29 protein-coding genes and 5 tRNA genes are annotated in these 24,095 nt (G+C 59.1%); 17 read left to right on the top strand and 17 right to left on the bottom strand.

Going from position 1 to position 24,095, the window contains the following annotated elements; all coding sequences use genetic code 11:
- Window positions 1-54 precede the first annotated feature (54 nt).
- A complete protein-coding gene (gene cra, locus IFT80_RS13580; protein WP_192102630.1) occupies window positions 55-1,050 on the top strand; it encodes a catabolite repressor/activator in 996 nt (331 codons plus the stop codon).
- Window positions 1,051-1,052: 2 nt separating this feature from the next.
- Entirely contained in the window at window positions 1,053-1,841 is a 789-nt protein-coding gene (locus IFT80_RS13575) for a TatD family hydrolase (protein WP_192137776.1), read from the top strand.
- Between the two features lie 93 nt (window positions 1,842-1,934).
- Here IFT80_RS13575 and ampE read toward each other — a convergent pair whose 3' ends face one another.
- The 3 genes from ampE to IFT80_RS13560 all read right to left on the bottom strand — a co-directional run bounded on the left by ampE (window position 1,935) and on the right by IFT80_RS13560 (window position 5,647).
- Window positions 1,935-2,771: a regulatory signaling modulator protein AmpE gene (gene ampE, locus IFT80_RS13570; protein WP_192137719.1), complete on the bottom strand. Its 837-nt coding sequence runs from the start codon at window positions 2,769-2,771 to the stop codon at window positions 1,935-1,937.
- Complete coding sequence (gene ampD, locus IFT80_RS13565; RefSeq protein WP_192054724.1) at window positions 2,768-3,331, bottom strand: 1,6-anhydro-N-acetylmuramyl-L-alanine amidase AmpD; 564 nt, start codon at window positions 3,329-3,331, stop codon at window positions 2,768-2,770. Before ampD ends, ampE begins: the two co-directional genes overlap by 4 nt.
- Before the next feature lie 93 nt (window positions 3,332-3,424).
- A complete protein-coding gene (locus IFT80_RS13560) occupies window positions 3,425-5,647 on the bottom strand; it encodes a DUF1631 domain-containing protein (RefSeq protein WP_192058574.1) in 2,223 nt (740 codons plus the stop codon).
- A gap of 276 nt (window positions 5,648-5,923) precedes the next feature.
- On the opposite strand from IFT80_RS13560, the gene nadC reads away from it, so the two are divergent.
- The 5 genes from nadC to IFT80_RS13535 all read left to right on the top strand — a co-directional run bounded on the left by nadC (window position 5,924) and on the right by IFT80_RS13535 (window position 8,676).
- A complete protein-coding gene (nadC, locus tag IFT80_RS13555) occupies window positions 5,924-6,772 on the top strand; it encodes a carboxylating nicotinate-nucleotide diphosphorylase (protein ID WP_192048575.1) in 849 nt (282 codons plus the stop codon).
- Window positions 6,773-6,816: 44 nt separating this feature from the next.
- Window positions 6,817-7,071 carry a hypothetical protein gene (locus IFT80_RS13550; protein ID WP_122475266.1) on the top strand — a complete coding sequence of 85 codons (255 nt, stop codon included), beginning with the start codon at window positions 6,817-6,819 and terminating at the stop codon, window positions 7,069-7,071.
- A gap of 194 nt (window positions 7,072-7,265) precedes the next feature.
- Window positions 7,266-7,850, top strand: coding sequence for an SMI1/KNR4 family protein (locus tag IFT80_RS13545; RefSeq protein WP_122475267.1), 585 nt, complete (start codon window positions 7,266-7,268; stop codon window positions 7,848-7,850).
- A 221-nt stretch (window positions 7,851-8,071) separates the two neighbouring features.
- Window positions 8,072-8,323: a type II toxin-antitoxin system HicA family toxin gene (locus IFT80_RS13540; protein WP_122795362.1), complete on the top strand. Its 252-nt coding sequence runs from the start codon at window positions 8,072-8,074 to the stop codon at window positions 8,321-8,323.
- Window positions 8,320-8,676 (top strand): type II toxin-antitoxin system HicB family antitoxin, encoded by a 357-nt coding sequence (locus tag IFT80_RS13535; protein WP_192058569.1) that lies wholly within the window; start codon window positions 8,320-8,322, stop codon window positions 8,674-8,676. The genes IFT80_RS13540 and IFT80_RS13535 overlap by 4 nt, the downstream gene beginning before the upstream one ends.
- Window positions 8,677-8,693: 17 nt before the next feature.
- On the opposite strand, the gene IFT80_RS13530 is transcribed toward IFT80_RS13535, so the two are convergent.
- From IFT80_RS13530 to IFT80_RS13510, 5 genes are all read right to left on the bottom strand, one after another.
- The gene (locus IFT80_RS13530) at window positions 8,694-9,467 is read right to left on the bottom strand and encodes an EAL domain-containing protein (RefSeq protein ID WP_192058567.1); all 774 of its coding nucleotides are present in this window, start codon (window positions 9,465-9,467) and stop codon (window positions 8,694-8,696) included.
- 90 nt (window positions 9,468-9,557) lie between these two features.
- The gene (locus IFT80_RS13525; RefSeq protein ID WP_122475273.1) at window positions 9,558-10,175 is read right to left on the bottom strand and encodes a TPM domain-containing protein; all 618 of its coding nucleotides are present in this window, start codon (window positions 10,173-10,175) and stop codon (window positions 9,558-9,560) included.
- A gap of 18 nt (window positions 10,176-10,193) precedes the next feature.
- Window positions 10,194-10,961 (bottom strand): TPM domain-containing protein, encoded by a 768-nt coding sequence (locus IFT80_RS13520; protein ID WP_192137718.1) that lies wholly within the window; start codon window positions 10,959-10,961, stop codon window positions 10,194-10,196.
- Complete coding sequence (locus IFT80_RS13515; protein ID WP_122475276.1) at window positions 10,958-11,557, bottom strand: LemA family protein; 600 nt, start codon at window positions 11,555-11,557, stop codon at window positions 10,958-10,960. The genes IFT80_RS13520 and IFT80_RS13515 overlap by 4 nt, the downstream gene beginning before the upstream one ends.
- 260 nt (window positions 11,558-11,817) lie before the next feature.
- A complete protein-coding gene (locus tag IFT80_RS13510) occupies window positions 11,818-12,036 on the bottom strand; it encodes a hypothetical protein (RefSeq protein ID WP_192058563.1) in 219 nt (72 codons plus the stop codon).
- A gap of 124 nt (window positions 12,037-12,160) precedes the next feature.
- On the opposite strand from IFT80_RS13510, the gene IFT80_RS13505 reads away from it, so the two are divergent.
- Window positions 12,161-12,340 carry a hypothetical protein gene (locus IFT80_RS13505; protein ID WP_122475279.1) on the top strand — a complete coding sequence of 60 codons (180 nt, stop codon included), beginning with the start codon at window positions 12,161-12,163 and terminating at the stop codon, window positions 12,338-12,340.
- Between the two features lie 55 nt (window positions 12,341-12,395).
- On the opposite strand, the gene IFT80_RS13500 is transcribed toward IFT80_RS13505, so the two are convergent.
- Window positions 12,396-12,641, bottom strand: a complete 246-nt coding sequence (locus IFT80_RS13500) for a hypothetical protein (RefSeq protein WP_192137717.1) — start codon at window positions 12,639-12,641, stop codon at window positions 12,396-12,398.
- A gap of 166 nt (window positions 12,642-12,807) precedes the next feature.
- Between IFT80_RS13500 and IFT80_RS13495 the strand changes: the two genes are divergently transcribed.
- Window positions 12,808-13,575: a hypothetical protein gene (locus IFT80_RS13495; protein WP_192137716.1), complete on the top strand. Its 768-nt coding sequence runs from the start codon at window positions 12,808-12,810 to the stop codon at window positions 13,573-13,575.
- On the opposite strand, the gene IFT80_RS13490 is transcribed toward IFT80_RS13495, so the two are convergent.
- On the bottom strand, window positions 13,572-13,982 hold the full coding sequence (locus IFT80_RS13490; RefSeq protein WP_192137715.1) for a VOC family protein: 411 nt from the start codon (window positions 13,980-13,982) through the stop codon (window positions 13,572-13,574). The two genes, IFT80_RS13495 and IFT80_RS13490, sit on opposite strands and share 4 nt — an antisense overlap.
- A gap of 471 nt (window positions 13,983-14,453) precedes the next feature.
- Here IFT80_RS13490 and IFT80_RS13485 point away from each other — a divergent pair, with 471 nt between their 5' ends.
- Window positions 14,454-14,759, top strand: a complete 306-nt coding sequence (locus tag IFT80_RS13485) for a DUF1484 family protein (protein WP_192137714.1) — start codon at window positions 14,454-14,456, stop codon at window positions 14,757-14,759.
- 75 nt (window positions 14,760-14,834) lie between these two features.
- Here the strand turns inward: IFT80_RS13485 and IFT80_RS13480 are convergent.
- Both IFT80_RS13480 and IFT80_RS13475 read right to left on the bottom strand, forming a co-directional pair.
- Window positions 14,835-14,910, bottom strand: a tRNA-Thr gene (locus IFT80_RS13480).
- A gap of 88 nt (window positions 14,911-14,998) precedes the next feature.
- The gene (locus IFT80_RS13475) at window positions 14,999-15,433 is read right to left on the bottom strand and encodes a pilin (RefSeq protein ID WP_192137713.1); all 435 of its coding nucleotides are present in this window, start codon (window positions 15,431-15,433) and stop codon (window positions 14,999-15,001) included.
- A 223-nt stretch (window positions 15,434-15,656) separates the two neighbouring features.
- Here IFT80_RS13475 and pilB point away from each other — a divergent pair, with 223 nt between their 5' ends.
- Genes pilB through yacG form a run of 5 tightly spaced genes read left to right on the top strand, consistent with a single transcriptional unit; the run spans window position 15,657 to window position 20,265 of the window.
- Window positions 15,657-17,354 (top strand): type IV-A pilus assembly ATPase PilB, encoded by a 1,698-nt coding sequence (pilB, locus tag IFT80_RS13470; RefSeq protein WP_192137712.1) that lies wholly within the window; start codon window positions 15,657-15,659, stop codon window positions 17,352-17,354.
- Window positions 17,355-17,356: 2 nt separating this feature from the next.
- Complete coding sequence (locus tag IFT80_RS13465; protein WP_192137711.1) at window positions 17,357-18,574, top strand: type II secretion system F family protein; 1,218 nt, start codon at window positions 17,357-17,359, stop codon at window positions 18,572-18,574.
- A gap of 1 nt (window position 18,575) precedes the next feature.
- On the top strand, window positions 18,576-19,445 hold the full coding sequence (locus IFT80_RS13460; protein WP_192137710.1) for a prepilin peptidase: 870 nt from the start codon (window positions 18,576-18,578) through the stop codon (window positions 19,443-19,445).
- A complete protein-coding gene (gene coaE, locus IFT80_RS13455) occupies window positions 19,442-20,065 on the top strand; it encodes a dephospho-CoA kinase (protein ID WP_192137709.1) in 624 nt (207 codons plus the stop codon). The genes IFT80_RS13460 and coaE overlap by 4 nt, the downstream gene beginning before the upstream one ends.
- Window positions 20,062-20,265 (top strand): DNA gyrase inhibitor YacG, encoded by a 204-nt coding sequence (gene yacG / locus IFT80_RS13450; protein ID WP_192137708.1) that lies wholly within the window; start codon window positions 20,062-20,064, stop codon window positions 20,263-20,265. Before coaE ends, yacG begins: the two co-directional genes overlap by 4 nt.
- A 189-nt stretch (window positions 20,266-20,454) precedes the next feature.
- Here yacG and IFT80_RS13445 read toward each other — a convergent pair whose 3' ends face one another.
- Window positions 20,455-20,880 (bottom strand): DUF3830 family protein, encoded by a 426-nt coding sequence (locus IFT80_RS13445; protein WP_192102643.1) that lies wholly within the window; start codon window positions 20,878-20,880, stop codon window positions 20,455-20,457.
- A gap of 100 nt (window positions 20,881-20,980) precedes the next feature.
- On the opposite strand from IFT80_RS13445, the gene IFT80_RS13440 reads away from it, so the two are divergent.
- Together IFT80_RS13440 and IFT80_RS13435 are read left to right on the top strand one after the other, a co-directional pair.
- Window positions 20,981-21,610, top strand: a complete 630-nt coding sequence (locus IFT80_RS13440) for a DUF1780 domain-containing protein (RefSeq protein ID WP_122475299.1) — start codon at window positions 20,981-20,983, stop codon at window positions 21,608-21,610.
- A gap of 329 nt (window positions 21,611-21,939) precedes the next feature.
- Window positions 21,940-23,241 (top strand): NAD(P)/FAD-dependent oxidoreductase, encoded by a 1,302-nt coding sequence (locus IFT80_RS13435; protein ID WP_122795377.1) that lies wholly within the window; start codon window positions 21,940-21,942, stop codon window positions 23,239-23,241.
- Window positions 23,242-23,487: 246 nt separating this feature from the next.
- On the opposite strand, the gene IFT80_RS13430 is transcribed toward IFT80_RS13435, so the two are convergent.
- The 4 genes from IFT80_RS13430 to IFT80_RS13415 form a co-directional block, all read right to left on the bottom strand.
- Window positions 23,488-23,564: transfer RNA gene (locus IFT80_RS13430), tRNA-Pro, on the bottom strand.
- 98 nt (window positions 23,565-23,662) lie between these two features.
- Window positions 23,663-23,738, bottom strand: a tRNA-Lys gene (locus tag IFT80_RS13425).
- A 5-nt stretch (window positions 23,739-23,743) separates the two neighbouring features.
- Window positions 23,744-23,820, bottom strand: a tRNA-Pro gene (locus IFT80_RS13420).
- Window positions 23,821-23,830: 10 nt separating this feature from the next.
- Window positions 23,831-23,906 (bottom strand) — tRNA-Asn (locus tag IFT80_RS13415).
- Between the last annotated feature and the right edge of the window lie 189 nt (window positions 23,907-24,095).

The raw sequence follows: 24,095 nt of genomic DNA, 5'->3' as shown, positions 1-24,095 counted from the left end.
ATGAGCGCGCTTCAATGCCTCGGCATGGGCGCGACGACACTAAGGAATCAACGGTTGAAACTCAGCGATATTGCTCGCCTGGCTGGCGTCTCGGTCACCACTGCCAGTTACGTCATCAATGGCAAGGCCGCTCAACAGCGCATCAGCAAGGCGACGGTGGCGCGCGTCGAGGCCATCGTCCAGGAACAGGGCTTCACCCCCAACCCCCAGGCAGCCGGGTTGCGCAGTCGGCACACGCGTACCCTGGGCTTCATCCTGCCGGACCTGGAAAACCCCAGCTACGCGCGCATCGCTAAGCTGCTCGAACAAGGTGCCCGCGCCCATGGTTACCAGCTGCTGATCGCCAGCTCCGACGACGATGCGGCCAGCGAGCTGCAACTGCTGCAGCTGTTTCGTGCCCGACGTTGCGACGCGCTGTTCGTTGCCAGTTGCCTGCCGGCCAGCGACGACAGCTACCGTGAATTGCAGGCCAAGGGCACACCCGTGATCGCCATCGACCGGATGATGGACCCTGCGCAGTTCTGCTCGGTGATCAGCGATGACCGCAACGCCAGCCTGCAATTGACCCAGAGCCTGCTGCTGCCCAAGCCTCGACACATCGCCTTGATCGGCGCACGGCCGGAACTGAGCATCAGCCAGGCGCGAACCGAGGGCTTCAATACTGCGCTGGCCGATTTCGATGGCACGGTGCTGGTCGAGCACAGCGAGTACTTCAGTCGCGAAGGTGGCCAGCATTCCATGCAAGCCTTGCTCGACAAGCTCGGCCACCTTCCCGACGCGCTGGTGACCACCTCCTACGTGCTGCTGCAGGGCGTGTTCGATGTGCTGCAGGAGCGGCCGCTGGATTCCCAGGCAATGCACCTGGGCACGTTCGGCGACACCCAGTTGCTGGACTTCCTGCCGCTGCCGGTCAACGCCATGGCCCAACAGCACAACATGATCGCCAGCAAGGCGCTGGAACTGGCACTGGCCGCTGTGGAACAAAAGCACTACGAGCCCGGCGTGAATGCCTTGGCCCGGACCTTCAAACAGAGAATTCACGAGGGCTGATGGTGCGCTTGATCGACACCCATACTCACCTGGATTTTCCCGACTTCGATGCCGATCGCGCGCGCGTGCTGGACACCGCCACAGCGCGTGGTGTGGAGCGGGTGGTGGTGCTGGGTGTGCATCAAGCCAACTGGCAGCGGGTATGGGACCTGGCGCTGGCGGATGAGCGGGTGTATGCGGCCTTGGGCCTGCACCCCGTGTTTCTCGAAGAGCACCGGCCCGAGCATGTGACTGCCTTGCACGAGTGGCTTGAGCGTTTGCACGGACACCCGAAGCTGTGTGCAATCGGCGAGTTCGGCCTGGATTACTACCTCAAGGACCTGGATCGCGATCGGCAGCAGGCGTTGTTCGAAGCGCAGTTGGACCTGGCTGTGGCGTTCGAGCTACCGGTGTTGCTGCACGTGCGGCACAGCCATGCGGCAGTGATCGCGACCTTGAAGCGCTTCAAGCTGCCCCGCGCAGGGGTCATTCATGCATTCGCCGGAAGCTGGGAAGAGGCACGGGAGTATTTGAAGCTGGGCTTCAAGCTAGGCCTGGGTGGCGCGCCGACCTGGCCGCAGGCGCTGCGCATGCACAAGGTACTGCCGCGTTTACCGCTGGAGGCCATCGTTCTGGAAACCGATTCGCCGGACATGGCGCCTGCGATGTATCCGGGTGTACGCAACAGCCCGGAGCATCTGCCGGCCATCGCCGAGGCACTGGCGCGCATCATGGGCACCGATGCCGCCACCCTGGCAGCGGCCAGCACCCGGAACGCCAATGCAGTGTTTGGTTGGACGGATGCGCAGTGAACCTGGACGCGGCTCGCGCCGCTGCTACAGGACATTGCGGCACGCCTTCCAAGCCGCCGTCCCGCTTCGGCGAACACCATCAACCCTGCAACATCACGCCAACACCGAACACACCGCCAAAACCGCATACCACAACACCCCTGCGCGCACGACCATCTGCCACAGGCTGTCCAACGTCTCCACTCCTACCTGCCCTACCACTGGCGCCGGAACATCACCGGCCACTCGCCCGACGCGATCGATCAGCGCCGCTGCGGTAATTTCCCAGCTGAGCACCTCGTGCAGCATCACCCGGCTGACCGCCACGAAGTTGCCCACCAGCGCAAAGCTGGCCGCAAGCAAACGTACCGGCAGCCAGTCCAGAGCATGACGCAGCCGCTGCGCCCGCAGGGCTATCGCCGGATGCCGAGACTGCTCGGCCACCAGGGTCACCAGCCGATAGACCAGCGCCGCCACCGGGCCCAAGGCGGCGTACCAGAAAATCACCGCGAAAAAGCTTTGATAGGCTTCCCACAACAGGTGCCCCTGCACCCTTTGCAGCAGGCTGCCGCCGTTGTCGGCGAGGACGCCCATGTCGCGTTCGGCCACATGCACCGCCGCCTGGGTGTCTTCACGACGCCAGGCATCGCGAAACGGCCCCAGGCCAACAGTGATGTCACCGCGGCCCAGGCTGTAGATCAGCACCAGCAAATGCACCGGCAGCGCCAGCAAGCCATACGCCACCGGCTGCAGTGCATACAGCACGAACGCCAGCAGCAGCGCTGGCAGCGCCACGCCGATGCCCAGCACCAGCCACGGCTCGCGCGCCAGCCCCGGCCGGGCTTCGAGCCGATGCAGTTCACCCAGGAAAAAACCGTCACGTTGCACGCGCTGGCGCAGCCCGGAAAACTTCTCGGCCAGCAGGACCAGCAGCAGCACCAGAAAAATCATCGTGCATCCTCTTCATTCAGCAATGCGGCACGGTAACGTACCCAGTCGAAACAGGGGCCGGGGTCGGTCTTGCGGCCCGGGGCAATGTCGCTGTGACCGCAGATGCGCTCCACGCTCAATGCCGCAAAACGCTCGAGCAACAGCCGGGTCAAGGTGACGAGCGCTGTATATTGGGCATCGGCGAAGGGTTGATCATCAGTGCCTTCCAGTTCGATGCCTACAGAAAAATCATTACAGTTTTCGCGGCCATCGAACAACGACACCCCGGCGTGCCACGCGCGATCCAGACAGGAGACGAATTGCGTCACCGCACCGTCACGCTCGATCAGAAAGTGCGCGGACACGCGCAGATGGGAGATCCCTTCGAAATAGGGATGTTCGGTGTGATCCAGGCAGTTCTGGAAAAACTCATGCACCTTGCCCGTAGCAAATTGCGCGGGAGGCAAGCTGATGTTATGGATGACCAACAGCGAGACTTCGCCGTCGGGACGCTCGTTGAAATTGGGCGAGGGGCAATGGCGAACGCCGTCGCACCATCCCGTAGGGCCGTTCAAGCGCATGAGGTCAACCGCATCTGGAGTCCTGCCGACAATCAAGGCGCTCCAGTATGAACCCTCACGCGCAGGAAGGCAGCCTGCGCGTGGCCGGGTTCATCAGTGTGCCTTGAGCTTGCGCAGGTTGGTGACCACCGAATCCAGGGCTCGATCGAACAACAAGGTGTCGTCGAGCACCCGAACGGTGCCGCGACGGAACTCGATCGCCAAGCCCATGCGGGTCTTCTCCAGCACCTTCATGCCGGTGCGGTTGACGAACACGTACTTGCCCGAGGTCTCGATGATCGCGGTCAACTTGCAGCGCAGCTTGAACTCATCGTTTTCCTGCAATTCCACCCAGCTGCCGACACGCAGCTTGTCGACCTGCAGCAGGCCTGGATCATCGTCGGCCAGGCGTACTTGAGCCTCGCTGTCGGCGGCTTCGCCCGGGGACGCCAGCACGATCTCTTCGACCACCTGCACCAGCGATTCCTCACCAGGCAGCACCCCCTCGACATTCGCCAGATCACGCTGGAACGCCTGCACATGCAGCACCTCCAGCTGACTGAAGAATTCACTGGTGGCGAACGGATCGAACGCGGTGCTGGTGAGACCGTCGCGCAGAGACTTGAGCAAGCCGGGCACCAGTTCCAGCAAACGCATGCGCATTTCCGGGTCGTCGTGAGGTTCGACGCTCCAGATCAGATCGTCGACCGTGGACAAGGCCGCCTGCCACTCGGACGAATTGGCCCCGTGTTTCAGGCACACCAGCAGCAATACGCGGCTCCAGGCGTCCTGCAGCACATTGACCACCACCTGCGGCAGCTTGCGCCCCAGCAGACGGCTGTTGAGTTCTTTCTCGACCAGATGCCGCGCCAGATCCGCACGGGCGCGGCCCTCTTCGGCATCGCGGGTACGCTGTTCGAGCAACTCGCTGCGACGACGCTCGTCATTGCTGAACGCAAGGAAGTCGACCAGCAGCTCGGAAAACAACGAGGTGTCGTCGACGAAATCGTTGAGCAGGCGCTGGACGATCTGGTCGATGCGCAGGTACAGCGCATCGCGCTGATAATCGTCGCGGCTGCCCCAGCCCATCGCCGCCGAGGCGATTTCGTTGAGCAGCCGCCGCGCCGGGTGCGCACCCCGGCTGAAAAAGCTTTTGTCCAGTACCGCGACCTTGAGCATGGGAATCTGCAGGCGTGCGATCAGGGCTTTCAGCGAGTCGGGCAGGTTGCGATCGTCGAGGATGAATTCGAACAGCATGGCAATCAGGTTGATGACGTCTTCGTCCATCACCCCGACTACCCGAAACTTGCCGCTCTTGACGCTGACGCGGGTAAGCAGTTGTTCCAGCTGCTGGCGCAGGTCGTAGTCGTTCTGCGGCGGCTGCTGGGGCACGTACTGCTGCAAGTGGGACAGCAGGCGCAGCAGATCGCTGGTCGAGATCGGCATGGCCTCGCTCGGCGGCTCCATCTTCGGCGCCATGCTGCCGCGCAGGTCGTGCAGCAAGTCCTGCAGGGCGCCAAACGCTTCCTGCACATTCTCGTCACGCTGAGCGGACTTGCTCGGCGCCTCGGCGCGTGTTTCCGGCTCGGTGGCAGCGGGGCGCGGGCGGTCGCTGGAGCGGTCGGCGGCGCGACGCGCAGGCGCGGCCTTGAGCTCGGGCAGGATGCCGGCCGCGATGAGCAGTTGATTGGCCTCGGCGTACAGCTGATCGGTATCGGTAAGAACGTATTTCTCGAACAGCTTGAGGATGATCAGCTTGACCTTGATCTCCACACCCAGGCTGCGCCCGGCCTGGAGGAAATAGTCGCACAGCATGACCGGCCCGAGCGGATTGGTGGAATCGTCCAGGCGGCGAGTCAGTAGCACATTCAAGCGGGTCGTCAGTTGGCCCAGGGCAAAACTGTCACGGCTGAGGACCTTGGCCACCATCGCATCCAGTGCCACCGTGCGTTCCAACTCGTCGTTGGGTACCAGCGCCAGCTTGTCGTAGCTCAGCGGCGGCGGCGCGCTGGCCTCGACCGTGTCGTACTGACCGACGCGCACGAAGCTTTCGTAGAATTTCTCGAGGAAACCGCGCTCGATGCTCTTGCGCTTGAGGCGCAGGTCGCGCATGGCTTCGAAGAAGGTATTCTGATCGACGTTGTTCAACGCCCGGTCGGCCATTTCGAACAGGGTATCGTCGGCGTTATCGAACAACACCTGCAGGGCCTGCTTGAGCTGCAGCGCGGCTTTGTCGCGCACCTGCAACAGGACGACAGGCAGGCGCACACTGGCAGGCTGGCTCGCGTGATCGGCGGCAGCCTTGTTCAGTGAAACCACTTTCCCATCGTTCGCCATCAAGACCCCCACCAAGAGAAATAGAGCGTCGACATCCCTGTCAACCACGTGACGTCATTTACCTGACCTCACCGACAGTGATCTCTGACTACCAAGGTGGCAAGCAGTTCAGCGAACACGGGGCTAAGTAGGAGATTGACCGTAAATATGTACGAAAGCTCACAGCAGCCGACCAAATGCACAGCTTTTTACCGTGCGTGAAGGCGCGGGCTACAGGGCTTCGCTCCAAGCACTGCAGTATCCTATAATCCTGCCACTTTGCCGATGGAGCGCGTCATGTCCAATCTTCGTCTTGCCGATCTGACCGCTGAAATCGAAGCCAACGTGCGCCGTGCGTTGTCCGAAGACGTGGGCAGCGGCGATATCACTGCGCAACTGATCCCGGCCGAGCGCTTGGCCAAGGCCAGCATCATCACCCGCGATGCCTGCACCGTTGCCGGCAGCGCCTGGGTCGATGCCGTGTTTCGCCAGCTCGACCCGCGCGTGGCGGTGCATTGGCAGGTAGTGGATGGGCAGCAGGCCCAGCCCAACCAGCCCTTGTTTCACCTCGAAGGCCCGGCACGCTCGCTGCTGACCGGTGAGCGCAGCGCGCTGAATTTTCTGCAACTGCTGTCGGCCGTGGCCACCCGCGCGCGGTATTTCGCCGAGCGTGTAGGCCATACCCAGGTCAAGCTGCTGGATACGCGCAAGACCTTGCCGGGCCTGCGCCTGGCGCAGAAGTACGCGGTGACCTGCGGTGGCTGCCACAACCACCGGATCGGCCTGTACGATGCCTTCCTGATCAAGGAAAACCACATCGCCGCCTGCGGTGGCGTGGCTCAGGCAGTAGCGGCGGCGCAGCGCATCGCGCCGGGCAAGCCGGTGGAAATCGAAGTCGAAAGCCTGGATGAGTTGCGCGAAGCCCTGGCAGCGGGTGCCGACATCGTCATGCTCGACGAGCTCAGCCTCGCCGACATGCGCGAAGCCGTGAGCATCAATGCTGGCCAGGCCAAACTCGAAGCCAGTGGCGGCATCAACGATTCGACCCTGGTCAGCATTGCCGAAACAGGGGTGGACTACATCTCGATCGGCAGCCTGACCAAGGATGTAAAAGCGGTAGACCTGTCCATGCGCCTGAGCCTGTGACAGCCCACATAGATATCGACCAGCAAAGGTATGGAGTTTTCGCAGTGACCAGCACATCCACCCAAGGCGCTTACCAGGTCTACATCATCCGCATCGACGGCACCCGCTTCGGCCCCTTCGACTCGTCCCTGGAGCCCAACAAGGCGTTGATCTACGAAGTAACGCTCAATGCCGGCGCAGGCGACCGCATCGAATTGCATGACGCCGCCGGAGAGGTACAGACCCACGTGATCTCCAACACCCATTTCCAGCCGCAGATGAGCGACGTGCCCGCCCACTACACCGTTCGCTGGCGCTGATACCCCGCGGGCCTCTGTGGGAGCGGAGCTCTGTGGCAGCGGGCTCTGTGGGAGCGGGCTCTGCCCGCGAAGAGGCCAGCAGCCCAACAACCCCCTCCCAGCCCCCCACATACCCCCTAAACAGTAAATTCCCTTGACTCACCGCCACGAATCGCCCAAAGGTGCTCAAACAAAACCCGTGTAAGGAAGCAGCCTTGAGCATCGTCGAACAGTTCCACTCAGGCCTCAAAGCCGCCCTGCCCGCCGCCAGCCTAGACGAACTCGCGTTCGCCACCGGCGCCTCGCCCACCCAACTGGACGCTCTCAAAGAGGTCTACCCGGACTGCCCGGACAGCCTGCTGCAACTGCTTGCCAAGGTGAACGGCACGCACTGGCAGAAGTACGAAAAAGGTGAAGTCTCGGTGCTCATCCTGGGCTCGGACATCGCCGAATACCCGTACTACCTGCGCTCGGTCGAGCAGATCCTCGAAGACCGCGCCGCCAACGACAAAAGCATCGCCGACATCTACGACGACTTCTTTCTGGAAAACCCGGAAATGGTCGATCGACGCATCGACGCCGACGTCAGCCTGGGCGAGCGCCTGTGCTTCTCGCACTGCATGAACAACGGCGGCACGTCAACGCTGTTCATCGACTTCAACCCGACCGGCAAAGGCACCAAAGGCCAGGTCATCCGCTTCGTCCACGACCCGGACGAATACGTGGTCATCGCCGACAGCTTCGACGACTACCTGAAGATGCTGATCGACGACAAGTTCGCGTTCATTCTCGAAGATTGATGCACCAATGACCGAGCTCATTCCACGAATAAGCTCGGTCATTGCATGGATAGTTACAACTCGTATTACCCCTCGGCCTCAGGGCCTTCCCGTACCCCCGCACACCCTTCGTATCACTTCCATTTGTCCGAAAACCCGGCCCTGCGCTACACATAGCTGGGCAGCACACATTGACGTGACAACGGACAGCAACTAAATTCAGTTGCACAGAAGGAGTGGTAATGTCCAGGCATGGAAAGCTGGTCGCCAAACTGATCTCGCAGGAAAGTGAGTTCACATGGCCTGAACTGGTGAGCCTGCTGCAGGGGTTCGGCTTTCAGCCAGTCCAGGGAAGCGGCAGCCGCGTGAAGTTCCACAATGGTAATCCCGCAGCGTTGATCAGCCTTCATCGCCCTCATCCGGGTAGTGAAATCAAGCCCTACATCCGCCGCCAGATCATCGCCCAATTGAAAAATGGAGGCTTGCTGCCATGAACCAACTGCTTCAACACCGCGGCTACTTCGGATCGATCGAAGCAAGCCCGGAAGACGACTGCCTGTATGGCAAAGCACAGTTCATTCGGGCGCTGATCAGCTATGAAGGGCAAACCGTTGCGCAATTGATTGCCGCTTTTCAGGCCGCAGTGGATGACTATCTGGACACCTGCGCGGATTTGAAGGTCACGCCGGAGATTTCCTGCAAGGGCTCCTTCAATGTGCGCATTGGCCACGAACTGCATCTGGCGGCCAGCATCGCGGCAAATCGGCAAAGCATTACGCTCAATGACCTGACCAAACAGGCACTCGCCAGTTATTTGCATTACGAGTCGACAAACCGTGCCGAATGATCAGCCTGCCAGACACTTCAAGGCTTGAGCGGCAACTCGCCGATGGCGGGACGGGCGAACAGGTAGCCTTGCTGCAGATCGATACCCAATGATTGCAAGGCCGTGCTTTCACCGACGGTTTCGACGCCCTCGGCCACCACTGTGATGTTCAGCTTGCCGGCCACCAGCACGATCCCCGCCACGATGGCTTGCCGCACAGCGTCTTGATCCAAGGCGCGAGTCAGCGCCATGTCGATTTTCAGCACGTTGGGCTGGAACGTCGCAAGCATGTTCAAACCCGAATACCCCGAACCGAAATCGTCGATTGCCGTAGTGAAGCCCTGCTTCTCGTATTCAGCGAAAATCGACTGCAGATGCGCCGGATCATCCACACGCTCACCTTCGGTGACTTCGAACATCAGCCGGTTCAGCGGAAAACCGAATTCGCGGGCAGCCTCGAGCGTTGCGCGAATGCACGTTTCGGCGCGATAGACGGCTTTGGGCAGGAAATTGATGCTCAGCAGGCAGTCGGGCAAGTCGAGCAGACCCCAACGGGTTGCCAATTCGATGGCCTTGACTCGGCAGGCCTGGTCGAAGCGGTAGCGATTGCCATCGTTCACCATACTCAGGATGCTGAACGCGGACTCGCCGTTGATGCCGCGCACCAGCGCTTCGTACGCCCAGGGCTTGCCACTGCGCACATCGAGAATCGGCTGGAACGCCATGGTGAAGTCGAAACCCAATGCATCCAGGTTTCGACAGTCGGAACAACCCACTGCCTTGAACGGCTGGGGAAAAATGATCGGGCTCATAGCGAGGCTCCGTGGGCAAAGAACGAATGATAGCGCATTGCCACTTCGACAGCTCATAGCCTCGCTAGATCCGTCTGATTGGCCGAACGGTCAGCCCAGTACGACCAACCGATCCGGTAGCTCGTTACGAGGATGAGTGACCGGCACGTGCTCACGCAACACCTCGCCACACGCCTGAATACAGCCGACGAAACCTTCCATCGTTTCACCGCGCTTGACCCGCGCAGTGAACGCTTCGACGATCGCGTTCCAGGTGTCATCCCCGACGCGACTGGAAATCCCCTCGTCCACCAGAATTTCCACGTACCGTTCTGCCTCCGAAACGAAGATCAGCATCCCCGTTCCGCCCTGAGTGTGATGCAATTTGCGCTCCAGAAACTGCCGACGCGCCATGTTCGCCGCTCGCCAATGCCGCACTCGGCGCGGTACTAACGCCGTGGTCAGGGCCGGAATGCGAAACAGCAGCCCCAGCACGATGAAGGTTGCCCATTGCGCCAGCAGCAACTGATGAGCGTTCAGCCAACCGGGGTAATAGTTGATCAGACCCGGCACCAGCAACGCGATCAACCCCGCCCACAACAACGGAATGTAGGTGTAGTCGTCTGAGTGGGGTGCAAGCACCGTGACCAGCTCGGCGTCGGTGTGCAGTTCTGCCTCGGCAATCGCCGTGGCCACGCGCTTCTGCGCGCTTTCGTCCAGTAATGTCATGCTGCGTACCCGCTCGATTTACCAGCCACCCGATGCACCCCCGCCGCCGAAGCCGCCGCCACCGCCACCAAAACCGCCACCGCCGCCGCCGAAACCACCGCCACCACGGCCTCCGCCACCCAGCAGGCCGCCTAGCACCGCACCTGTGAGTACCGAACGACCGCCGCCGCCTCGGCCACCGCGCCCGCCTCCGCCACCACCGCGAATCATCACGATCACGATGATGATCAGAATCAGGAACGCCGGCCAGGGCAGACGCTGCTGATCCCGGCCCTGGTCCTGCCCATCGCTGCGCTGCGGCTCGGCCAGGGGATCGCCCCCCAGCACCTGCAACATGGCCGCTGCGCCCGCACGAATGCCGCCAGCGAAATCGCCTTGGCGAAACGACGGCACGATCACGTTATTGATGATGATGGAGGACTGCGCATCGGTCAGTTGCCCTTCCAGGCCATAACCGACCTCGATGCGCACCTTGCGCTCGGCCTTGGCGACGATCAGCAAGGCGCCATTGTCCTTGCCTTTCTGGCCAATGCCCCAGGCACGCCCGAGCTGGTAGCCGTAATCGGCGATGTCCGTGCCCTGCAGGTCCGGCACGGTCACCACCACGACCTGCTCGGAGGTCGCCTGCTCGTGTGCCTCGAGCATCTGGCTGAGCTGGCTGCGGGTCTGCCCGTCGAGCAGGCCCGCCTGGTCCACCACTCGACCGCTGAGCGCCGGAAACTCCAGCGCTTCGGCAGTGGCGGCCCACAGCAGCATCAACAGCGGCAGGCACCGCCATGGCTTCATTGGAACTTCACGCTCGGCGCTTGCTCGGCATTGGGTGCCGTGGCCTTGAAGTTCTCGCGAACTTTCTGATCACGGTACATGGTCATCTGCCACAGCTTGCCGGGGAAGGTACGGATCTCGGTGTTGTACTTCTCGACCGAGGCAATGAAGTCACGACGCGCTACCGCGATGCGGTTTTCCGTGCCTTCGAGCTGCGATTGCAACGCCAGGAAGTTCTGGTTCGACTTCAGATCGGGATAACGCTCGACCGTCACCATCAGACGGCTCAAGGCGCCGCTGAGTTGCTGCTGGGCCTGATCGAACTGCTGCAGCTTGGCTGGATCGTCCAGCGTGTTGGCATCGACCTGGATCGACGTGGCCTTGGCGCGCGCCTCGATCACTCGGGTCAAGGTGTCCTGCTCCTGCTTGGCGTAGCCCTTCACCGTTTCCACCAGATTGGGGATCAGGTCGGCACGGCGCTGGTACTGGTTCTCCACCTGAGCCCAGGCCGATTTCACCTGTTCGTCATATTGCGGAATGTTATTGACGCCGCAGCCACTGAGCAGCGTGGTGAACATCAGCACGGTCAACAACCGTGTGCGCAGGGAAATGGTCATGGTGGGGTCAAGCTCCTTGGAAGGCAGTGGTCATGGCCACTGCAACGCGCCGACACCTGGTTCGGGTCGACGCTTGAATAGGTGAGGTTAGCAGGCCTGGCTGGGCGAAACGCCAAATCGCAGACAAAGAAAAGCCCGCCGACGGGGAGGAAAGCGGGCTTGAAGAAGGAGCAAGGTCAACATTACGCCCAAGAATGTAAATGCCGCGTGAAACGGATGTGAACGGACGGTTAGCTGCACTTTTCTCCTTTTTCACGACATCAACGACCGTCGGCGATCTTGCGTTCGATCTCGGCGGTCTTGCGTTGCAAGGTCTCGGCGTCCTGCTCTTTCTCCTTGATGGAGGTAGGCGTGATGACCTTGTCGACGCCTTCGGTGGCCGGCGTTTCATGCTCGATGTCGCGCTCGACCACGTTCACCGGCTTGCCGCTGGCATCGAGGGTCGGGGCTTTTGGCTGGATTTCATCGCGTGTGGTCATGGTAGGAAGCCTCTGATGATAGGTAGAGATTCGAGGCATTGCAGGCAAGGTAAGTTCCTGTGCAACGCTTCGGACTGCACCTTGGCCGAGGGCGCCGGTCACAGCTTCTTTGGGAGGAAAAACCATGGCCATCTCCGTCAAGAAACTCGAAGGCAATGACATCCCCGAGCAGTACCGTACACACGACATGGACCCAGTGTTTCAGGTACAGGACAGCGAAGGACAACTGCACATACGCACCAGTGACGTGGAAGCCGCTGCCCTGGCAGTGGAATTCAGCGAACAGGACAAGCAGCCCGAGTGACCGAACAAAGCGTGCAGGACGTTGCCGACCTGCACGCCTCGTTCAATGGCCCCGCCTAATCGCCCAGCAACCACACACCGGCGCTGACCAATGCCGCAATCAGCGTGCCGCCGAACAGGGCGTACTCGAGCTTGCTGCGATTCAGCGCTCGGATCACGTGTTCGATGTAGGCCTCGATATCCGCCGCCCGGCGACGCATCTCCAGGCCTTCGATGACGTCTTGCACGCGTGCATCCAACAACGGCGATACACACAGATAGACCGAAGCGTAGCTGGCCAGAATGATGAAGAAGTATTTCACGGTTGGCATCCTTGCCCAGAGTCAGGGGCGAGCTTATAGGCTGTCGGCACACAGGACGAAAACGATACAGGTCGGGGCAAACAATCGCCATTCCCGGCGCCGATTGAATAAAAGCCCAACGTCGAATCATGTACAACGTATGGACTAAAAACAACGACGCACGCACATGACTGTTTTCTACCTCAAGCTACTCATCACGCCGCTGCTCATGCTGTTCATCTCCATCGCTGCCAAACGCTGGGGTACGCACGTTGGCGGGCTGCTGTCCGGGCTTCCAGTGACCTCCGCCGTGGTGATGCTGTTTCTCAGCCTCGAACAAGGCCCGGGGTTCGTGGCAATGGCAGTGCCCGGCGCATTGGCCGGCGTGGCGGCAATTCAGGCGACCTACCTGTTCTATCTTGCGGTGACCCGCCGTGTTTCGGTAGTGCTCGGATGCCTGGCCGCCGTGGTGTTCTACGTTGCCACAGCGCTACTGACGAACCGGCTGGGGTCACCCATTGCCTCCATCGCCATTACCCTGTGCCTGGTGGTCGTGCTGATTCGGGTGACGTCGAACGATGGCAAACCCCTGGCGCGCCCGGTTGCGTTGCCCAGCTGGATCATCCCCATGCGGATGTTGACCGCTACCCTGCTGCTGCTACTGATCACCGCAGGGGCGCAGTGGTTGGGCCCCGTGGTCAGCGGCTACCTGGCGCCCATTCCGATCATTGCCTGGCCGCTGGCGGTTTTTGCGCATGTGCAGGGCGGACGCCAGGAGCTCGCGGCGATTGTCAGAGGCAACGCGATTGGCGCCGTCGGCGTGATCGGCTTCTACCTCAGCTTGCAGGAGATGGTAGTGCAACTGGGCATACTGCCCGCCGTGGCGACAGGCGTGGTGCTGGCGGTGCTGCTGACGGCCGGGGTCGCGCGACTGGCCAGCTTGCGTCGGAGTTAAGCTGAACTGTCCATATCCGATGCGTGAACGAAACATAACTTGTTGCCTTCGGGGTCCCGGCAATAAGCGCCGTAGTAATCCTCTGAATACTGCGGCCGCAAACCCGGCGCCCCCTCGTCCATACCACCGTTATCCAACGCTGCCTGCCACGCGTCCCGCACCTGCTGCTGCGACTGCGCCGCAAAGCTGACCTGCATGCCGTTGCCCCAAGTGGCCGGGAGGCCGTTGAACGGGAGCTGGATGTAGACCTGGGGCCAGGGCTTATCGGGCCGTTGCCAACCAGCGCCGGCTGGGCCCCCGTCGTTTTCTTCCGGCATGCGGATAAGGCCGAGGGCTTGGAAGATGTGGTCGTAGAAGGCGACCATTTTTGCCAGGTCGCGGGCGCCGATTTGGATGTGGCTGAACATGCTTTACCCCTAGGCCTGATCACATGTGAATAACTGCCTGGATGACAGCATTTCCTCCGATGTCGGCCAAACATCTTGCCTTGATTTTATAATCCTATCGCGCGTACATTCGCCTCGTCGCTGCAAAATCAGCGACCGGGTTTGGTCGCCCGAGTAGATAAAGGCGCTACAGCGCCCCATCACGATTGCAGGCGCTTTTTTTGCGCAGGCAGCCTCGTGTCATGGCGGCTGTGCGCAGGACACCCTCGGGTGTGCCGGATTCCTTTATCGCCGGTCGACCAACCTTCGTACAGCTGCCACCCACTCGTTTGGTCGCGAGCGTGGCGGCGTTTACTCGATAGAGGAACGCCTCATGAAAATTACTTTTGCGCTTGTAGCCCGCTCATACCTCATTAGCTGGCCGAGACCTTGTCGGCATAGCGCTGCGACAAATTTGAAGTCGTCATTGCCATCGCCAAGCGAGGGTACACGATGAATACGCATTCGAACCGACTTACCCGTGTACAAACGGATCTGCAGTGCTGGCTCGGGGCAGACGGTCCCAATGGTTCCGGTGAAGACGTGAGTGGAAGACTTTCGGCGCTTGCGGATGGGATTGCCGTGTTGCAGGAATCCGTCAGTGCGTTGAGCGAGGTGAATGGAGCACTGGAGGTGGTGCTGCAGCTGTTGTTCGACGCGGAAGCCGAGAAAATTTCGTGCAACCACCTTTACTGCTTGATGGAGCCTATTCAAGGGAAGCTTGATGGGGCGTTGGAGCGGATGGGGGGTGTGGTTTAGCAGGAGGGAGGTGTGGTCGTGCGCGGGGGTTTAAGGGTTAACGAAACTGGTCTTAGGATCTGGGCTGAGATTGGATGGTGCCGGAGATAGGAATCGAACCTACGACCTTCGCGTTACGAGTGCGCTGCTCTACCGACTGAGCTACACCGGCTTATCACATGTTGCTTCAAGAAAAATCACTAATAAGAAATTGAATGGCGAGGCACGTCAAAAATAGACCTGCCTCGCTTTCATCAAAATTATGCACCAACGCCGGTTTGAGAGCGAGTGCAACCTGCGCCGTTTGCTGCGGTCCAGGTTATCTTGTTAGCATCTGTCAAGTTCGGTGTCCATGTCACCACGCAGCCTGCAGCCGCAGCGGTACCTGTTACCACGATTGTGCCAGCGTACGCTACGCCTGCCAAATTAGGACTAGCGTTTGCAGTCGGCAATGCCGCATAGCCTGTGGCAGCGGTCAACAACGCAACAGTGTTGCATGACGCAATAGCACTATTGTTGAGCTGTAGGCATTCTGCAACGGCAGCTTTGACCGGGGCGATAATCGTATTGTTATCTGCCCAACGCGCTCTGGTAACGTAGTTTTGGTATTGAGGAATCGCGATAGCAGCGAGGATGCCAATGATCGCAACAACGATCATCAGTTCGATAAGAGTAAAACCTTTCTGAGCTTTCATGGCAGCGCCTCCAGCGGCGAGAATTTACGTGAACTTTTGTCACGCTGCATGCAACGTGCCAAAGTCATCATCTGCAGACAGGCAATGCCTGAATACGAATTTCTCGACATCGATCTGAACAAAATTCAGCACAAGCTGACAATTTTTGTCTCTTGTACAATGCAATTTGGCGTTGCGTGCCGAGTGCGTTATAAAAGAGCCTATATCGCAATTCGGTGCTGAAATGAACGACATCACCCTTACCGGCTTGGCCAAGCAACTGGTCGTAGCTGAACTGATCACCGAGAAAAGCGCGCAACAGGCTTATCAGCAAGCTCAGCGCAGCAGAATGCCATTCGTGCATTTCTTAGTTCAGAACAAGCTAATTGGCAGCAGACAAATCGCTGAAGTTGCCGCAGATCAATTTGGAGTGTCATTTGTCGACCTTAATTCCATTGATCCGCACAGCCAACCCAAAGGACTAGTCAGCGAAAAACTTATCCGCCAGCATCATGCGATTCCCTTATTCAAACGAGCGAACAAAATTTTCATTGGTATATCCGACCCAACTAATCATCAGGCGATTACTGATATACAGTTTAGCACAGGGCTAAACGCAGAAGCCATATTAGTCGAAGATGATAAGCTCACTATCGCAATAGATAAATTTTTTGACAATGGCACTACCGGATTGGAAGATCTGGCCGATGTAGATCTAAGTAGCCTTGATGTTGAAACCGTCGATGGGACTAACGACAGCCCTATCACTCAGGACGCCGATGATGCACCGGTAGTCAGGTTCGTAAACAAGATGCTCCTAGATGCAATTCGCAGTGGTTCATCAGACCTCCATTTTGAACCGTATGAAAAGGTCTATAGAGTTAGATTTCGTACAGATGGAATGTTACGCGAGATAGCTAGACCTCCTATTAACCTAGCAGGTCGGATTGCTGCACGCCTGAAGGTCATGGCAAGTCTGGATATATCTGAGCGTCGCAGACCTCAGGATGGCCGCATTAAAATGCGGATATCAAAAAACAAGGCAATAGATTTTCGTGTGAACACTTTGCCCACCTTATGGGGCGAGAAGATTGTAATGCGGATTTTGGACCCATCAAGCGCTCAGATGGGCATCGACGCTTTAGGATATGAGCCACACCAGAAAGACCTGTACATGCAAGCACTGAGACAGCCTCAGGGCATGATATTAGTTACCGGCCCAACTGGTTCGGGTAAAACCGTTTCGCTTTATACGGGATTAAATATTTTAAATACCGTAGACATAAACATTTCTACCGCTGAAGACCCCGTAGAGATCAATATGGAAGGCATCAATCAGGTCAACGTGAATAATCGGCAAGGCCTTGATTTCGCGCAAGCGCTACGTTCGTTTCTTCGCCAAGACCCTGATGTCATTATGGTCGGTGAAATTCGAGATCTAGAAACGGCCGAAATCGCGATAAAAGCGGCTCAAACTGGTCACTTAGTTTTATCTACACTTCATACAAATAGTGCGGCCGAGACTTTGACTCGATTGCAAAATATGGGTGTAGCCAGCTTTAACATTGCGACCTCCGTGAGCCTCATCATTGCGCAACGCCTAGCCAGGAAATTGTGCCAAAATTGCAAAAAAGAGGCTGATATCCCTAAAGAATCGCAAGTTGAAGAAGGATTCCCGCTTGATATGATAGGTAGTTTCAAAATATACGAGCCTGTAGGATGCGATCACTGCAATGGTGGATATAGAGGTCGCCAGGGTATCTACGAAGTCGTCAAAAACACCCCAGCTCTTCAGAAACTGATCATGGAAGCAGGGAACTCAATCGAGATTTCTGCACAGATGCGTGCAGATGGCTTCAGTGACTTGCGCTCATCAGGTTTAGTAAAGGTTATGCAAGGCGTGACAAGTCTTGCTGAAGTCAATCGCGTAACTAAGGATTAATGATGGCTTCCGTGGGCAGAAAACCAACCACTTATGTCTGGGATGGAAAAGACCGAAAAGGTTCTGCAGTTGCCGGCGAAATGAGTTCTACTGGCCCTGCCCTAGTCAAAGCACAGCTCCGAAAACAAGGTATTACACCAGGGAAAATTCGCAAAAAAACTACATCAATATTTGATAGAGATAAGAAGATAAAGCCAAAGGACATTGCCTTATTCACTAGGCAGATGGCCACCATGATGCGCGCAGGCGTACCGTTACTACAGTCTTTCGACATAATTAGTGAGGGATTTGAAAACCGTGCGATGAGGAAGCTTGTCGACGAACTTAAACAGGAAGTAGCAGCAGGCAATAGCTTCGCTTCGTCCCTAGCAAAAAAACCTCAATACTTTGACGAACTTTATTGCAACCTTGTAAACGCTGGCGAACAGGCGGGAGCCCTGGAAACCTTGCTGGATAGAGTTGCAACTTACAAAGAAAAGACCGAAGCACTCAAAGCTAAGATTAAAAAGGCAATGACATACCCAATAGCAGTGCTGGTCGTGGCACTTATAGTTTCGGCAATACTGCTCATTAAGGTCGTACCTCAATTCCAAACAGTGTTCGAGGGCTTTGGCGCAGAACTCCCCGCCTTTACACTTATGGTAATCAGCCTATCCGAGGTAGTGCAGAAGTGGTGGTTAGTCATATTGGGAGCCATTATTGGACTAGGCTTCGCCTTTAAAAGACTACATAGATCCAACCAAAAATTTCGCAATGGTATAGATCGAATACTTTTGAAAATTCCAGTTATCGGACCTTTAATCTACAAATCATCGGTAGCACGCTATGCGCGAACTCTTTCTACAACATTTGCCGCTGGCGTACCGTTAGTCGAGGCATTAGATTCTGTAGCAGGCGCGACGGGAAACATACTATTCAAAAGGGCCGTGATTAGTATCCGACAGGACGTATCAACTGGCATGCAACTTAATGTATCCATGCGCGCTACCAAAATGTTCCCCGCCTTGGCCATCCAAATGACCGCCATCGGCGAAGAATCCGGCGCTTTAGACGACATGCTCGACCGCGTAGCAACCATCTACGAAGCCGAGGTCGACAACATGGTCGACAGCCTCACCAGCCTCATGGAGCCGATGATCATGGCTGTACTGGGCGTGGTGGTCGGTGGCCTGGTTATTGCGATGTACCTTCCCATCTTCCAACTCGGCTCCGTCGTCTAACATGCTCCTACTTGAATTCCTGGCCAGCCCGCTGGCCCTTATGTTCTGCGCCCTCCTCCTGGGCCTCATCATCGGCAGCTTCCTCAACGTCCTTATCCACCGCCTGCCCATCATGCTCGACCGTGACTGGATCACGCAGTCCCGAGAAATGCTTGGCCTGCCCCCAGAGCCCAAGGGCGGCACGTACAACCTGCTGCTGCCGCACTCCGAATGCCCACACTGTGCCCACAAGATCCGCGCCTGGGAGAACATCCCGGTGGTGAGCTACCTGATGCTGCGGGGCAAGTGTGCCAGTTGTCGGGCGAAGATCAGCCTGCGCTATCCGCTGTTGGAAGTGGCCACGGGCATCTTGAGTGCCTTTGTGGTGTATCACTTCGGCTTGAGCTGGCAGGCCGGTGCGTTTTTGCTGCTGACCTGGGGCTTGCTGGCGATGAGTCTGATCGATGCCGATCACCAATTGCTGCCGGATGTGCTGGTGCTGCCGTTGCTGTGGCTGGGGTTGATCGTCAATGGCCAGGGGTTGTTTACCAATCTCTACGACGCGCTGTGGGGCGCGGTGGCGGGTTATCTGAGCCTGTGGCTGGTGTATTGGGTGTTCAAGTTGATCACCGGCAAGGAAGGCATGGGCTACGGCGATTTCAAGTTGCTGGCCATGCTCGGGGCTTGGGGTGGCTGGCAGATATTGCCGCTGACCATTCTGTTGTCGTCGCTGGTGGGAGCGGTGCTGGGGGTGTTGATGCTGCGGATGCGCAACGCGCAAACCAGTACGCCGATCCCGTTCGGGCCTTATCTGGCCATCGCGGGGTGGATTGCATTGCTGTGGGGTGATCAAATAACCACTTCATACATGCAGTTTGCCGGGTTCCGATGACAACAGCTGTGGATAAACCTTGGGTGCTGGGCCTCACCGGTGGCATCGCCAGCGGCAAGAGCGCGGCAGCGCAACGCTTTGCCGAGTTGGGCGTGCACGTGGTGGACGCCGATCAGGCTTCGCGCTGGGTGGTGGAGCCAGGGCGGCCAGCGCTGGCGGCGCTGGTGCAGCGCTATGGTGCGGCGCTGTTGCAGGCCGACGGCAGCCTCGACCGTGGGGCGTTGCGCAAGGTGATCTTCGAGGATGCGCAGGAGCGGCGCTGGGTCGAGGCTTTGCTGCATCCGTTGATCGCCGAGGAAATCGCCCAGTCGCTGGCTTCGGCGACGTCGCCCTATGCGGTGTTCGTGTCGCCGCTGATGGTCGAGTCGGGGCAGTATCGGACTACCCAGCGCTTGCTGGTGGTGGATGCGCCGGAGGCGGTGCGGGTTGCGCGGACTTTACTGCGCGATCACACCACGCCCGAGCAGGTCCAGGCGATTCTGAAAGCCCAGGCGAGCCGCGAGCAGCGGCTGGCGCTGGCGGACGATGTGCTGGTCAACGACCGCGATCTGGCCGGGCTGCACTCGGAGGTCGAGCGGCTGCATGCTTTTTATCTGACTTTGCGTGGAGGCCGAGAATGAGCCAACCCTTGATCGTTGATTGCCCAACTTGCGGGGCGCCGGTGGAATGGAAGGCAGCGAATGCGAACAGGCCGTTCTGTTCCGATCGTTGCAAATTGATTGACCTGGGCGCCTGGGCGTCCGAGGAGCACAAGATTCCGGTGAGCCCGGATGCCGAGGACGACCTGTACAGCGAGGACCTGCCACCGCGCGGGCATTGAGGCAATGGGGCACCAGGCAATAGTGCTTGCACCTGTGCCTGGTTCGCGGCCACGGACCGCTCCTACAGTGCATATCGGGTACCCGTAGGAGCGGTCATCGGCCGCGAAGAGGGCTCTGCGGATTGTCTGGCACAACGCGGTGTCTGGTCCGCGGCCACGGACCGCTCCTACAGGTTATCTACAAGGCGGTCACGCCAATTCGAACAACACCTCTTGCGCACCTTCCCACAAGGTCTTCACGCCCAGGGCGCGGAGGTTTTCCTTGCCCTGCACCACGGTAAGAAAGTGATTGCCGGCCAACTGCCCCATCTTGCTGGCGAAGCAGCAGGAGCCGTAAGCCAGCAGGATCTCCGTCTCGCTGTACGGCCCGGGATAAAACAACACGTCCCCCACCGACGGGTGGCTGGTGTGGTTCTCGAACCCGACCCGCTCGTCACCGCGCAGCAACTGGAATTCACCCAGCGGCACCCAGCACGCCTCGCCACTCCAGCGCACATGGATGATCTTCTGCCGATACGGCAGCAGCTTGAGAAACGCATCCACCGTCTGCGGCGCATCGGGATGGGTTTCGGCCAAGAATTCGTAGCCGCCGGAGGTGATCTTGATGCTGGGCATGGTGCAGCTCCTAGGAAAATCCCATCCTTACCCATCGCCGAGAGATTTTGAAGCGTCGGCTGTTATTCTTTTCGTCGCACAGGCGGGCTAAGCTAGGGTTATGGATGACTCCGACTACCTGCGTTTGCTCACCAGCCAGGCCGAACAGGCCAATGCCTTCCTCTCCAATGCGCGCAAGTGGGAGCGCGAGCGTTGGGTGTGCGAGCGCCTGTTGCAGGGCCTGAACATCGCCTACCGTGACGATGAATTCACCCCCGCCGGCCAGGAGCCGCCGGACGTGCTGTTCCGTGAAGCCAGTTTCGAAGTGTTCTTCGTGCTCGACGAAGGGCGCAGGCTCAACGATGAATGGCGCGAGGAGTTGCAGCGCCGCCGCAGCGCTTTCTCCCTCAGCCAACTGGTCCGGCGCGAGGCACGCCCCAAACGCATCCGCGCGCCCGAGCTGCTGCAGCGGCTGGCACCGACCTTGCGCAAGAAAGCCCACAACTACCGCGAACGCGGGCTGGACCTCGGTGAGCTGGACATCATTGCCTTCGCTAGCCTCAAGCGCGAAACCCTGGACTTGAACAGCCATTTTCCGCCGCCTACCGAGTTTCTTCGCCAAGGCTGGCGCTCGCTGTCGCTGGTCGGACCCACCTTTGCCCGGGTCTTGTTCGCTCATCCGGATGCGCCGGATTTCCTACGCAACAACCTGGGCCGCAGCATCGTTTTCGATGTGGGCATCAGTTTGTGAACCCACCCTTTTACCAGTCATGGCGCAGGGGCCGTGCGGATGATACAAAGCGCTCTCGCCCGCACCGCCCGTCAGGAACCCTGTAGCCTTGCCAGCGTCTGAAACGTCTACCTGTTCAGGGTCGCCTGCCCTGCCACGTGACACTCGCCCATTGATCGGCGGTCACTCGTGCGCGCCTCGGTTGCAAGTCGAGCACCTGCTCCTTGCCCTGGGGACAGCCGTAGCAGGGCTTGTCGATCCATCTGTTCGAAGGTGTGGCGCTCTGAGCTGCCTTGCGCTCGCCCACCCCTCGCAGACACCCGAATTCGTTAACCTTATGAGAGCTTTCCATGACACATCGCATCGTTATTGTCGGCGGCGGCGCCGGCGGCCTGGAACTGGCCACCAGCCTGGGCAAGACTCTGGGCAAGCGCGGTACGGCCAGCGTCACGCTGGTGGACGCCAACCTGACCCATATCTGGAAGCCACTGCTGCATGAAGTGGCCGCCGGCTCTCTGAATTCGTCCGAAGACGAGCTCAACTATGTGGCCCAGGCCAAGTGGAATCATTTCGAGTTTCAGCTTGGCCGCATGAGCGGCCTGGACCGCGCGGCCAAACAGATCCAATTGAGCGCCACCCTCGATCCGGAAACCGGCCTGGAGCTGGTACCGGCGCGCAGCATCGGCTATGACACGCTGGTGATTGCGGTAGGCAGCACCACCAACGACTTCGGCACCCAGGGGGCGGCGGAGCACTGCCTGTTTCTCGATACCCGCAAGCAGGCCGAGCGCTTCCACCAGCAACTGCTCAATCACTACCTGCGCGCCCATGCCGGGCACGACGAGAGCCGTGCGCAGATCAGCGTCGCTATCGTTGGCGCCGGTGCTACCGGGGTCGAGCTGGCGGCCGAGTTGCACAACGCGGCCAAGGAGCTGGCTGCGTATGGCCTGGGCCGCATCGCACCCGAGAACATGCGCATCACCTTGATCGAAGCCGGCCCACGGGTGCTGCCGGCGCTGCCCGAGCGCATCGGTCAGCCGGTGCACCAGACCTTGGAGAAGCTCGGTGTGACGGTCTTGACCAATGCCGCGGTGAGCGAGGTGACTGCAGAAAGCCTGCTGACCAGCAGCGGCCAGGTGATTCCGGCCAGTTTGAAGGTGTGGGCAGCCGGTATTCGTGCGCCTGGCTTCCTCAAGGAGATCGATGGTCTGGAAACCAACCGCATCAATCAGTTGGTGGTACGCCCTACCCTGCAGTCCACCCGTGACGATGACATCTTTGCCTTCGGTGACTGTGCGGCGTGCCCGCAGCCGGGCACCGACCGCAACGTGCCACCGCGCGCGCAGGCAGCCCACCAGCAGGCCTCGTTGCTGGCCAAGTCGCTGAAGCTGCGCATCGAAGGCAAGGCGCTGCCGGAGTACACCTACAAGGATTACGGCTCGCTGATTTCCCTCTCGCACTTCTCGGCGGTGGGCAACCTGATGGGCAACCTGACCGGCAGCGTCATGCTCGAAGGCTGGCTGGCGCGGATGTTCTACGTGTCGCTGTACCGGATGCACCAGGCGGCGCTGTATGGCCTGTTCCGCACCGGCATGTTGATGCTGGGCAGCCGTATCGGACGAGGCACGGAGCCGCGACTGAAGCTGCATTGACCCATCGTTGCCTGCAATCCCCGTAGCAGCGGCGCGAGCCGCGTCATTGGCGATGCGGTGTGTTTGACACTCCGCGGTGTGGCCGGACGCGGCTTGCGCCGCTGCTACAGGGGTACGCCGCGTTACCGGCTACGTGGTGTGTCTGATACAACGGGTGCTGGCGGACGCGGCTTGCGCCGCTGCTACAGGGGCGGAATGGAAGGCAAAAAAAAAGGCGCCCATGACAGGCGCCTTTTTTCATGAATATGGTCGGGGTAAGGGGATTCGAACTCCTGACATCCTGCTCCCAAAGCAGGCGCGCTACCGGACTGCGCTATACCCCGGTACAAAAAAGGCACCCCGGAAGGCGCCTTTTCTGCTGCCCACTGCTGTTAAACGGTGGGGCTTTTTAAGATTCGATCCAGCGAACCGGAATCAAAAATGGTGGGTCGTGTGGGATTCGAACCTACGACCAATTGGTTAAAAGCCAACTGCTCTACCAACTGAGCTAACGACCCAAATATGGTCGGGGTAAGGGGATTCGAACTCCTGACATCCTGCTCCCAAAGCAGGCGCGCTACCGGACTGCGCTATACCCCGATACGAAATTTGGCTCCGTGACCAGGACTCGAACCTGGGACCCAATGATTAACAGTCATTTGCTCTACCGACTGAGCTATCACGGAACTATCAATTTCAGTACATCTACAACCGCTGCAGCTTCAAGCCTGTATCACTACCGCCTTGAACTCTTCGACCCGTTCGCATCGCTGCGTTCATGTCTCTGAGGCGCGCTATTCTACAATTTTCAAAACCTCTGTCAACCCTTTAAATTGCTTTCAAGACACTGATTTGCAACTTTTTTTCAGAACCGG

It is taken from the genome of Pseudomonas sp. CFBP 8771 (assembly GCF_014841695.1).
Taxonomy (GTDB): Bacteria; Pseudomonadota; Gammaproteobacteria; order Pseudomonadales; family Pseudomonadaceae; genus Aquipseudomonas; species Aquipseudomonas baltica.
Note: the sequence above shows the minus strand (reverse complement) of the source record. Positions and strands in the feature narration are given on the sequence as shown.